Annotated in this window: 11 protein-coding genes; 10 read left to right on the top strand and 1 reads right to left on the bottom strand. The window is 69.1% G+C overall.

Annotated features, from left to right (window positions below):
- From IBL25_RS21115 to IBL25_RS21100, 4 genes are all read left to right on the top strand, one after another.
- Nucleotides 1-1,323: alpha-E domain-containing protein (locus IBL25_RS21115; protein ID WP_187780477.1), on the top strand; the 1,323-nt coding region annotated here is incomplete at its 5' end.
- Nucleotides 1,324-1,330: 7 nt separating this feature from the next.
- Nucleotides 1,331-2,185, top strand: a complete 855-nt coding sequence (locus IBL25_RS21110) for a transglutaminase family protein (RefSeq protein WP_187780476.1) — start codon at nucleotides 1,331-1,333, stop codon at nucleotides 2,183-2,185.
- A 74-nt stretch (nucleotides 2,186-2,259) separates the two neighbouring features.
- Nucleotides 2,260-3,444: an OpgC family protein gene (locus tag IBL25_RS21105; protein WP_187780475.1), complete on the top strand. Its 1,185-nt coding sequence runs from the start codon at nucleotides 2,260-2,262 to the stop codon at nucleotides 3,442-3,444.
- Nucleotides 3,444-4,274: an SGNH/GDSL hydrolase family protein gene (locus IBL25_RS21100; RefSeq protein WP_187780474.1), complete on the top strand. Its 831-nt coding sequence runs from the start codon at nucleotides 3,444-3,446 to the stop codon at nucleotides 4,272-4,274. The genes IBL25_RS21105 and IBL25_RS21100 overlap by 1 nt, the downstream gene beginning before the upstream one ends.
- A gap of 103 nt (nucleotides 4,275-4,377) precedes the next feature.
- Here the strand turns inward: IBL25_RS21100 and IBL25_RS21095 are convergent, their stop codons facing one another.
- The gene (locus IBL25_RS21095; protein WP_187780473.1) at nucleotides 4,378-5,412 is read right to left on the bottom strand and encodes a LacI family DNA-binding transcriptional regulator; all 1,035 of its coding nucleotides are present in this window, start codon (nucleotides 5,410-5,412) and stop codon (nucleotides 4,378-4,380) included.
- 264 nt (nucleotides 5,413-5,676) lie between these two features.
- Between IBL25_RS21095 and IBL25_RS21090 the strand changes: the two genes are divergently transcribed.
- From IBL25_RS21090 to IBL25_RS21065, 6 genes are all read left to right on the top strand, one after another.
- Nucleotides 5,677-7,056 (top strand): LLM class flavin-dependent oxidoreductase, encoded by a 1,380-nt coding sequence (locus IBL25_RS21090; RefSeq protein WP_187780472.1) that lies wholly within the window; start codon nucleotides 5,677-5,679, stop codon nucleotides 7,054-7,056.
- Between the two features lie 11 nt (nucleotides 7,057-7,067).
- Nucleotides 7,068-7,349 carry a flavin reductase family protein gene (locus tag IBL25_RS21085; protein WP_187780471.1) on the top strand — a complete coding sequence of 94 codons (282 nt, stop codon included), beginning with the start codon at nucleotides 7,068-7,070 and terminating at the stop codon, nucleotides 7,347-7,349.
- A gap of 68 nt (nucleotides 7,350-7,417) precedes the next feature.
- A complete protein-coding gene (locus IBL25_RS21080; protein WP_187780470.1) occupies nucleotides 7,418-8,416 on the top strand; it encodes a Bug family tripartite tricarboxylate transporter substrate binding protein in 999 nt (332 codons plus the stop codon).
- A gap of 57 nt (nucleotides 8,417-8,473) precedes the next feature.
- Complete coding sequence (locus tag IBL25_RS21075) at nucleotides 8,474-9,820, top strand: acyclic terpene utilization AtuA family protein (protein ID WP_187780469.1); 1,347 nt, start codon at nucleotides 8,474-8,476, stop codon at nucleotides 9,818-9,820.
- A gap of 11 nt (nucleotides 9,821-9,831) precedes the next feature.
- A complete protein-coding gene (locus IBL25_RS21070) occupies nucleotides 9,832-10,152 on the top strand; it encodes a DUF4387 domain-containing protein (protein WP_120639625.1) in 321 nt (106 codons plus the stop codon).
- Nucleotides 10,153-10,226: 74 nt separating this feature from the next.
- The gene (locus IBL25_RS21065) at nucleotides 10,227-11,144 is read left to right on the top strand and encodes a dihydrodipicolinate synthase family protein (protein ID WP_187780468.1); all 918 of its coding nucleotides are present in this window, start codon (nucleotides 10,227-10,229) and stop codon (nucleotides 11,142-11,144) included.
- The last annotated feature ends 211 nt before the right edge of the window (nucleotides 11,145-11,355 follow it).

Below are 11,355 nucleotides of genomic sequence, written 5' to 3'. Positions count from 1 at the left end.
GCGCTGGACCTCGCGGCCCGGGCGGAACTGGCCTCCCGCATCGCCGCGCGCCCTGCTGATTACGCGGCGCAGCGGGCGCTGGCGGGCTCCCTCGCGCCCTGCGTGCAGGGCGATGCGCTGGTGCCGCGCCCGCTGCGCCTGCGACTGTTCCTGATGCAGCACGGCGGCCAGTGGCACATCCTGCCCGGCGGCCTGGCGCGGGTGGAAGCCGAGGATGGCACCACCCTGGCCAAGGATGTCTGGGTGCCGCACCAGGAGAACAGCCGCATCGCCGGCCCCGGCGCGCAGCGCCAGCCGCCGCTGGCCATCCGCCGCGCGGCGGGCGACCTGCCTTCCCGCGTGGCCGACAACCTCTTCTGGCTCGGCCGCCATGCCGAGCGGCTGGAAGGCGCGGCACGGCTGATGCGCGCCGCCCTCTGCCGCCTGGACCGTGGCCCGCTGCTGCCGCATGAGATGGTGGAACTGACCACCCTTGCCCAATGCCTGCACCATGCCGGGCTGATCGCCGCCGAGGAACGGCCCAGCGGCGCCGGCACCGGCCCTTTGCGGGATGAGCTGCTGCGCGGTGTGCAGCCCGGCGGCGCGGTGGTGGAGCAATTGGGGCAGGTCGGCCGGCTGGTGGAAACGGTGCGGGACCGCCTGACCACGGATCTCTACGCCACCTTCACCCAGCCCCTGCGCGGCCTGCTGGCCCAGGCCGCCACGGTGCGCGGGCTGGATGCGCTGGAAGCCCTGCTGGCCGAGGTGCTGCGCTATACCGCCGGCCTCGCGGGCGTGGCGGCGGAGAACATGGTGCGGGCCGGCGGCTATACTTTCCTGGACCTCGGCCGGCGGGTGGAGCGGGCGCAGAGCATCGCCTTCCAACTGCATTTCGCCCTGGCCCAGGCGCCGGCACGGGTCGAGGCCGGCTTGCGGCTGGCGCTGGAACTCTGCGATTCCGTCATCACCTACCGCAGCCGCTACCTGGGCGTGCTGCAGCCGGCCCCGGCGCTGGACTTGGTGCTGGCGGACCCCGGCAACCCGCGCGGCCTGGGCTTCCAGCTACGCGCCATCCATGGCCTGCTGGCTGGCCTCGGCGACGCCGCGCTGGCCGCCACCGCCGCAGCACTGGTGGCGGAAGTGGAGGCCATGCCCCCCGCCATCCTGGCCAGCCCGGAGCAGGCCGCCGCCACCACCGCCCTGGCGCCCGCCATCGGCCGGGTGGAGGCGGAGGTGGCCAGCCTCTCGGATGCCCTCACCCGCCGCTACTTCGCGCTGCTGCCAGCGGCGCAGGCGCTGGGCGGGCAGATCGAGGCCGCCCCGGCGCTGGCCCATAGTCCCTGAGGCCGCGATGAACTGGCGCGTCCGCCACGTCACCACCTATCGCTATGCCGAGATGGTGGATATGGCGACCCATATGCTCCACCTCTCCCCCCGCGCCATGCCCGGCCAGCGGGTGCTGGCGGAGGAGATCCGTTGCACGCCGGCCCCGGCGCGGCTGACGCGCGGCCTGGACCATTTCGGCAACCACGTCACCTGGCTCTCCATCGACCAGCCGCATGACTGCTTCGAGGTGGTGGCCGAGATGTGGGTGGAGGCCTCTTTCCCCCCGCCGCCGCCCGCAGGCGAGACCCTGCCATGGGAGCAGGTGGCCGCCTCCCCGGCGCCGGATGCGGTGGAATTCACCTTCCCCTCCCCCATGCTGCCCGAGAACGCGGCGGCGCGGGATTATGCCGCCGTCTCCTTCCTGCCGGGGCGGCCGGTGCTGGCCGGGCTACTGGACCTGAACGCACGCATCCGGCGAGACTTCACCTTCCGCGCGGGCGTGACCGGCATCGCCACGCCGGTTTCCCAGGTGCTGGCGCAGCGGGCGGGGGTTTGCCAGGACTTCACCCACCTGATGCTCAACGGCCTGCGCGGCCTCGGCCTGCCGGCCCGCTACGTCTCCGGCTATATCCGCACCCGGCCGCCGCCGGGGGGCGTGGCGCGGCGGGGCGCCGACCAGTCGCATGCCTGGGTGGAGGCCTGGCTCGGCCCGGCGCATGGTTGGGTGGGCCTGGACCCGACCAACGACCTGGTGGTGGCGGAAGAGCATGTGGTGCTGGGCTGGGGCCGCGACTTCAGCGATGTCTCGCCGCTCCGGGGCATCATCCTGGGCGGTGGGCGGCACTGGCTGGAGGTGGCTGTCGACCTCGCGCCCGGCTAGCCGGCGCAACCGCGTCTCCACCCGGCCGTTTCTGGCTTGTCGCGCCCCGGCGCGACGAAAGGAAGGATCACGCCATGTCGTCCACCGCAGCGCCAACCGCCACTGGCGGCACGGCCCGTCCGGTTCCGCCGGAGCGGGATACGGCGCTGGATGTGTGGCGTGGCTTCGCGCTGGTCTCGATTTTCATCAACCATGTCTCCGGCAATGTGCTGGAGAAGTGGACCCACAAGAACTTCGGTTTTTCCGATGCGGCGGAACTTTTCGTGCTCTTCGCCGGCTATGCCGCCGCCTGCGCCTATTCCGGCCGCTACAACAGCCATTCGGGCGAGCGCTTCAACGTCTCCCTGCGCGTGATGAGCCGCGCCGCCGGCCTCTACACCACGCATCTCGCCATGCTGGTGCTGGGCAGCGCCGTCTTCGCCTGGGCGGTGCTGCGCACGGGGGATGCGGAACTCTTCAACGTCGTCGCGCTGGACCCGCTGATCGCCGACCCGATCCAGGCGCTGGTCTCGGCCGTCACCCTCAGCTACCAGCCGGGATACCTGAATATCCTGCCGCTGTATTTCGTGCTGATCGCGATATTGCCGCTGCTGTTGTGGCTCGGCACGCGCAGCCTCTCGCTGACCCTGGTGCTTTCCGCCGCGCTCTACACCGCCGCCGGGCTGACGCGCACCAACCTGCCCTCCTATCCCATGGAAGGAGGCTGGTTCTTCAATCCGCTGAGTTGGCAGTTCCTCTTCACCATCGGCTTCGCCCTGGGCTGCAAGCGGGAGCGCACGGGCTTCACCATCCCCTACCACCGCCCCGCCTGGCTGCTGGCGCTGGGCTTCCTGATCGTCTCGATGGTCGTGACGGTCTTCCACCTCGCGCCCGTGGCGGAGGATGTGGTGCTGCGCGATTTCCTGCTGGTGCTGGAAAAGCAGTACCTTTCCGTGCCGCGCCTGCTGCATGTGCTGGCGCTGGCCTATGTGGTGGTGCATTCGCCCCTGCAGGCCTGGGCACGGGCACGGCCGGCGACCAGCCCGCTGGCCATGATGGGCCGCCATTCCCTGCCGGTCTTCTGCACCGGGCTGGTGCTGAGCATGACAGGCGTGACGCTGCGGCAGACAGGCCATAACGGCGCAGGCTTCGATATCCTTTATGTCGCGCTCGGCATCGGGGCGCAGATCCTGATGGCCTGGCTGCTGACCCTGGCGGAAAAGCGCCGTAGCAGCCGGTCCGCCGCCGTGGCGCCGGGCCAGGCGGCCCTGCCCTTCTGATGCGGCGGGCGCTGCTGCTCTCCGGCCTCGCGGCCTTCGGGCTGGCGAGGCTGAGCCGGGCGCAGACGGCGATCCCCGCCCCCACCCCCGCGCCGGCACCGCTGCTGCCCGCCTCCCCCGGCAGCACCGCCCCGCCACCTGTGGGCAATGTGCCCGATACCTGCGCCGTGCCGGGGGAGCTGCAAAGGCTGCAATTCGCCCTGCCCCGCATGGCGGCCCTGCTGCGGGACAAGGAGCCGGTGCGCATCCTGGCCATCGGCTCCTCCTCCACCGCCGGAGTGGGCGCCTCGGTGGCCGCGCATGCCTATCCGCCCCGGCTGCGGGATGCGCTGGTGCGGCTGCTGCCGGGTGCCGAGATCACGGTGCGCAACGACGGCATCGGCGGCGAGGTCGCTTCCACCACGCTGGTGCGGATGCGGAAGTCGGTGGAGGACTGGAAGCCGGATGTGGTGCTCTGGCAGCTCGGCACCAACGACGCCATGCGCCACATCTCCGCTGAAGCCTTCTCGGCGACGCTGCGGGAGGGCGCGGATTTCGTGCTGGGCCGTGGGCTCGACCTGCTGCTGATCGACCCGCAGTTCTTCCCTGGCGTGTCCGACGAGGATCTTTACCGCGACTTCGTGCAGGGCATCGAGCGCGTGGCGGCGGAGAAGCGCGTGCCGCTGATGCGCCGCTACGCCATCATGCGCTTCTGGGATGCCCTGCCGGACAAGGTGCCGATGCTCTCGCCGGATGGCTTCCACATGAACGACCTCGGCTATCTCTGCATGGCCGAGACTCTGGCGGGCGGCATGGCGCAACGCCTCGCGCGCAGCGCCGCCGGACCCTGAGCGCCCTGTCAGCGCATGGTGAAGCGGCCGGCCTCACGGACACCGACATCGCGCCGCTCGATCTTGCGGCCATGCTGGCGAGCTTGCGGACCGCCGGGGCACCTCAGCCGGGCACCGGCCGCACGGAGCCACGGATGATCAGCTTGCCCCGCAGCGTGACGGCCTCATCGGGCAGGTCCGGGTCCGCCATGCGGGCGCAAAGCAGGTCCAGCCCGCGCCGGATCATGGCCTTCAGTGGCTGCGCCACGGTGGTCAGGTCATAGATTGGCCGGGCGGCGGCCGGGATGTCGTCGAAGCCCACCACGGAGACATCCCGCGGCACCCGCAGGCCGTTCAGCCGCAGCGCATCCAGCACGCCCATGGCGATGATGTCGCTGACGGCGAAGATGGCATCGGGCCGCTCCTCCGGCGGCAGCGCGGCGATATGGCGCCCAGCCTCGTAGCCGCCGTCATAGGTGGACTGGCCGTCCAGCCGCAGCATCAGCTTATGGCCCGCCTGCTCCAGGTGGCGCACAAAGCCCTGCTCGCGCTCCACCGCCGTCGAGGTGGGGCTGGAGGTATTGACCATGCCGAAGCGGCAATGCCCCCGCGCCATCAGCAGCGCGGCCAGTTCCGCGCCACCGGCCAGGTTGTCGCAGGCAACAGCGCTGCCGTGCTCGCGGGCCACACGGTTCACCATCACCACCGGCACGCCATTGGCGGCGCAGACGGCGGCGGCGCGGGAGGACAATTCCGCCGAGGTGATGAGGCAACCATCCACCTTGTATTGCAGCAACGCCTCGGCGGTCTTGTCCTCGATCGGCCCGGCGCCGGCATGGATCATCAGCATCCGCATGCCACGCTCGCCGCCCTGGGCCACGGCCTCATGTAGCATCTCGGTATAGATCGGGTGGGTGGAGGGCCCCAGCACCAGCCCGATCAGCCCGCTACGGCCAGAGGACAGTGTGCGCGCCAGGGCGTTCGGCGTATAGCCCAGCTCCTGCGCCAGGGCGGCGATGCGCGCCCGCGTCTCGGCGGAAATGCGCGTGTCGCCCTTCAGGGCGCGGGAGATGGTGGAAGGCGCCACCCCCGCCATGCGTGAAAGCGTGACGATGGTGGCACGCTGGCGACTGGCGGCTGGAGGCGAGGCGTCATTCATGGGGCCTATCATAGCACAGGCCTTTAGTGCGCTATCGTTCGCGCAAATCTCGCCCGCACGATCACCCAGATCCACCGTGAATTCTTTGGCAGCCAGCAAGAATGTCAGAAAAGTTAACCTTTTATTCTGATTGACCCAGGCCAGGAACCGCGCCTTACTGTGCGCACAACGCGCAAACGTTCGCGCATTCGACCGCAGTGCCGCTGCCTGGGGAAACGCGCCGGCCTGGTGGCCCCACCGCCGGCAGAAGGAAAGACTGAGCCGATGAGCACGTCGCAACGGCAGATGAAAATGGTGGGCTTCCTGCAGGCGCAGAACTGCTCGATCGCCCCCGGCTCCTGGCGCCACCCCGCCAACCCGATGGACTTCCTCAGCGCGAAGTACTTCCAGCGCATCGGCCGCGCGCTGGAGGATGGCAAGTTCCACCTCGCCTTCTTCGACGACCGCCTGGCCATGCCGGACATCTACAACAACGACCACCGGGACGCCGTGGAGAATGGCGTGCGCGTGGTGAAGATGGACCCCGCCACCATCATCACCGCCATCGGCATGGCGACGGAGAAGCTCGGCCTCGGCGTCACCTATTCCACCACCTATTACGAGCCCTTCCACGTCGCCCGCCTTTTCGCGACGCTGGACCTGATGACGGGCGGCCGCGCCGCCTGGAACGTCGTCACCTCCCTGAACAATTCCGAAGCCGCCAATTTCGGCCGCGACGGCCACCTGGCGCACGACGCGCGCTACGAGCGCGCCGACGAGTTCATGGAAGTCGTCATGGGCCTGTGGGATAGCTGGGAGGACGACGCCATCATCGGCGACAAGGCCTCCGGCCGCTTCGCCGATGGCAGCAAGGTCCACAAGCTCAACCACCAGGGCCAGTACTTCAAGTCGGCCGGGCCGCTGCCGGTGCCGCGCTCGGCCCAGGGCCATCCGGTGTTGATTCAGGCGGGGCAGAGCGGCCGTGGCCGCCAGTTCGCCGGCCGCTGGGGCGAGCTGATCTTCGTGGTCTATCCCAACAAGGAGATGGGCCAGAAGCAGTATGGCGAGCTGAAGGCCTCCGTCGCCGCCGCCGGCCGCGACCCCGACAGCGTCTCCGTCTGCCCGGCCTGCTATGTCTGCGTCGCCGAGACGCAGGCGATGGCTGAGGAGAAGCGCGAATACATCCGTGCCCTGGCCAAGCCGATCGACGCGCTGGTGCTGCTCTCGGAAGCACTGAACTTCGACTTCGGCTCCAAGGACCTGGATTCCGAGTTCACGGATGAGGAACTGAAGAAGCTCTCCTGGACCGGCTTCAAGGACCGCATCGTCGCCCTCTCCGGCAAGCCGAACCCGACAGTGCGCGACTTCGTGCATTTCTCCGGCCGCGGCACCATCGGCGAGTTCCCCATCTTCTGCGGCACGCCGGCCCAGGTGGCGGACCAGATGGAGGAATGGTTCACCGCCCGCGCCTGCGACGGCTTCGTGCTGGCCGCCACGCATATGTCCGGCGCCTTCGAGGACTTCTCCCGCTACGTGGTGCCGGAGCTGCAGCGCCGCGGCCTCTACCACAAGGATTATGCGGGCAAAACGCTGCGCGAGAATCTGGGGCTGGAGAAGCCGGCCATCGGTTCCTGGCGCCAGCCGGCGATGCGCGCAGTCTCATGAGCGCGGCGGGCATGACGGCCACCGCCCTCCGCTCCTTGAGCGATGCGCCGCCGATGCTGCTCTGCTGCGCCAATGCCAGCGCCAGCGCGCATCCGCTGATGCGCGCCCACGGCAGCTTCAGCGTCAACCTGCTGGCCGAGGAGCAGGCGGAGACCGGCGTACCGATGCTGCGGGGCGCCGTGGCCAACTTCGGCTGCGGCCTGCAGGCGGAGCATGTGCACGCCACCCATTCCATCACTGTCGGCACCGTGCGGGGCCTCAGCCTCCGCGCGGGCACGCCACTATTGATCTAACTCGCCGGCGGTTTCGGCGGGTTCCAGAAATTGGGCTGAAAAACAAAAACTCCGAGGGGAAGAGAACGATGAAGAAGAACCACACCATGCTTGCATCCTCGACGCGCCGCACGGTGCTTGGCGCCGGCCTGGCGGCGCTGGCCATGCCCGTCACCCGCCCGGCCCGGGCGCAGGACAAGTGGCCGAGCAAACCGGTGCGCGTCATCGTTCCCTATGCCCCCGGCGGCGGCACCGATGTCACCACCCGCGCGCTGGCGGAGGCGCTGGGCAGCAGCCTCGGCCAGAGCTTCGTGGTGGAGAACCGCGCCGGCGCCAATGGCATCGTCGGCAGCGAGGCCGTGATGCACAGCCCGGCCGATGGCTACACGCTGATGGTGGTGACCTCCACCCACGTGATGTCACGCTACATCACGCCGAATATTCCCTTCGACCCGCTGACGGACTTCACGCCCATCGCCATGACGGCGCGCTACCCGCTGGTGCTGATGACGGCGGCGAAGAGCCCCTACAACAGCCTGGCCGACCTGCTGAAGGCCGCCAGGGAAAAACCCGGCGCCATCGCTCAGGGCACCTCGGACGCGCAGTCCTCCTTCACCGCCAACCAGTTCGGCAAGCGCGCCGGCGTGGAGATGATCGAGATCCCCTATCGCGGCAGCGGCGCCTATCTGGCCGAGTTGACCGGCGGCCACCTGCCCGTGGCCTGGGGCAGCACCGCCACCGCCATGCCGCTGCTGTCCGCGGGCACGGTCAGGGTGCTGGCCATCAGCAGCGAGAAGCGCTCGGCCTTCCTGCCGGATGTGCCCACGCTGGCGGAAAGTGGCGTGCAGGGCGCGGAGTTCACCGGCTGGTTCGGCATGTTCGCCCCCGCCAAGCTGCCCGAGACCATCGCGGACAAGCTGAATGCTGAGGTGCTGAAGGCCATGGAGACCCCCGCGCTCAAGGAGCGCCTGAAGAACCTGGCCGTGGACCCGACGGACCTGTCGCGCGCCGCCTTCGCCAGCCGGCTGCTGGAAGAGGACAAGCGCTGGCAGCAGGCCGACAGGGACGGGCTGCTGCCCAAGGGCTGAGCGCCTTTCGCCCCGGTTGGAACTCGATTTCAGGAGCGTGTTTTGCAAGAGTTCAGAATGCTCTCGACAAGCGGTATCCTCGGATACGGCTATGCCGAGGAATCCCTGCGCATCGGCATGTCGTGGGAGCCGCATGTCATCGGCTGCGATGGCGGCAGCACCGACCCGGGGCCCTACTACCTGGGCGCCGGCAAGTCCTTCTGCTCGCGCCTTTCGGTCAAGCGCGATCTGCGGCTGATGCTGATGGCGGCCTGCGCGGCCAGGATCCCCTGCATCATCGGCACCGCCGGTGGCGCAGGCGGCGAGCCGCACCTGCAAGACACCGCTGCCCTGGTGCGTGAGATCGCGAAGGAAGAGGGGCTTTCCTTCAAGATGGCCCTCATTCACTCGGAGCAGGACGCCGAGAGCCTGATCGAGCGCGTCAATGCCGGCCTCTCCCGCCCCTTGGCCAAGATGAAGCCGCTGGACGAGGCGACCATCCGCCGCGCCGAGCGCATCGTCGGCATGATGGGTCCGGAGCCGTTCAACCGCGCGCTGGACAATGGCGCGCAGGTCATCCTCGCCGGGCGGTCCTCCGACCCGGCGCAATGGGCGGGCCCGGCCATCCGCGCGGGCATGAAGCCGGCGCCGAGCTGGTACGCCGGCAAGATGCTGGAATGCGGCGCCGAGCCTTCCGTGCCGAAGGAGCCGGACTGCATCTTCCTGCGCGTGCGCGACGACCACGTGGTTTGCGAGCCGCCGAACCCGATCCGCCGCTCCACGCCCCTGGCGGTGGCCAATTTCGCGTTGCATGAGAATTCAAGCCCGATCCACCATGTGGAGCCGGGCGGGCTGCTGGATACCAGCGCCTGCACCTTCACGGCCGTCAGCGACCGCGCCGTCAAGATCGACGGCATGACCTGGACGCCGGCGGAGCAGTACACCATCAAGCTGGAGGGCGTGGAGCGCGCCGGCTATCGCGCCATCACCATCTGCGGCACGCGCGACCCGGTGCTGATCGGCCAGATCGACAGCTACCTGGAGACGCACCGCGACAAGGTCGCCACCAAGGCCGCCTCCTTCGGCGTGCCGCCCAGCGACTATCAGATGGTGGTGCGCACCTATGGCAAGGACGGCGTCATGGCGTCCTGGGAGCCGCGGAAGGAGATCACCTCCCACGAGCTGGGCTTTGTGATCGAGGTGGTGGGCCGCACGCAGGATATCGCCAACGCCGTGCTGGCCATGGCGCGCACCTCCATGTTGCATGCCGACTTCCCCGGCCGCCTGTGCAAGGAAGGCAACATGGCCTTCCCCTTCAGCCCCTCCGACATCGAGCTGGGGCCGATGTTCCGCTTCAGCGTCTTCCATGTCGTGGCGCCGAAGGACCCCTACGAGATGTTCCCCATCGAATACGAGATGGTGTGAGGAGCCACGTCATGCCCCGCATTCGCGAGATCGCGCAGATCTGCAAGAGCAAGAACGCCGGCCCCTTCATGGTCACCATCGACGTGTTGTTCGAGGACCATGAGATGTACCGCAAGGTGAAGGCCACCGGCGTGCTGAACGCCGCCCTCTTCTCCCGCCTCTACGGCGTGGAGGAGAAGGACGTGCTCTTCACCCCCTACGACACCGCCGCCGCCTTCAAGGCGACCCTGCCGCGGCTGGTGCCGGCCGGGGACATCGGCGACACCGATGTCTATGGCGCCCAGCAACACGCGCCGCTGCTGGAGGTGGAGATCCCGCTGAACGACGCCTGATCTGGCCGCGCGCCACCGGCCATGGCAAGCTTCCACCGAACGACCCGATAACCGGGCGGATAAGGGAGCAGGACATGGCAGAGGCCTACAAGGGCGTCTTTCCGGTGGTGCCGACCATCTTCGACGAACGCGGCGGCCTGGACCTCGCGGGCCAGCGCCGCTGCGTCGATTTCATGATCGACGCCGGCTCGCACGGGCTCTGCATCCTGGCGAATTTCTCCGAGCAGTTCGTGCTCTCGGACCATGAGCGCGAAGTGCTGCAGGATACCATCCTGGCGCATGTGGCGGGCCGGGTGCCGGTGATCGTCACCACCACGCATTTCTCCTCCCGCCTCTGCGCCGAGCGCTCCCGCCGCGCGCAGGATGCCGGCGCGGCCATGGTGATGGTGATGCCGCCCTATCACGGCGCCACCATCCGCGTGCCGGAGCCCGCGATCTTCGACTTCTACAGCCTGGTCTCGGATGCCATCAGCATCCCCATCATGGTGCAGGACGCGCCGGTGGCGGGCACGCCGCTTTCCGCCGCCTTTCTGGCCCGCATGGCGCGGGAGATCAAAAACCTCTCCTACTTCAAGATCGAGGTTCCCTTCGCCGCCAACAAGCTGCGGGACATGATCGCGCTGGGCGGCAATGCCATTGTCGGCCCCTGGGATGGCGAGGAAGCCATCACCCTGATGGCGGACCTCGAAGCCGGCGCCACCGGCTCCATGACCGGTGGCGGCTATCCGGACGGCATCCGGCAGATCACCGATGCCTGGTTCGCCGGGGACAAGGAAGGCGCCGCCGAGGCCTATGGCCGCTGGCTGCCGCTGATCAACTACGAGAACCGGCAATGCGGGCTGCTGGCCGCCAAGGCACTGATGAAGGAAGGCGGCATCATCGCCTCCGAGGCCGGGCGCCATCCGATCCCCGCCCTCTCCCCCGCCACCCGCGCCGGGTTGATGACGGTGGCACGGCGGCTGGACCCGCTGGTGCTGCGCTGGGCCCGGTGACGGCCCGTTTGAGCTGAGCACGCAACATCCGCGCCGCCGCACGGTTCTACCCCCCAGTAACAAGCGGAGCGGAGGTTGCGCCATGAAGCGTCTGCAAGGGGGGTTGGGGCGGCGGGCACTGGGGCGAGGTCTTGCCGCCACGGCCGCCGGCGCGATGGCGGCCTGCGCCTGCGGCCGGGCCCAGGCGCAGCCGGCCTCGCCACAGCCGGGG

Source organism: Pseudoroseomonas ludipueritiae, from assembly GCF_014490445.1.
GTDB lineage: Bacteria > Pseudomonadota > Alphaproteobacteria > Acetobacterales > Acetobacteraceae > Pseudoroseomonas > Pseudoroseomonas ludipueritiae.
The sequence above is the reverse complement of the archived record's forward strand: the minus strand, read 5'-3'. Positions and strand labels throughout refer to the sequence as shown.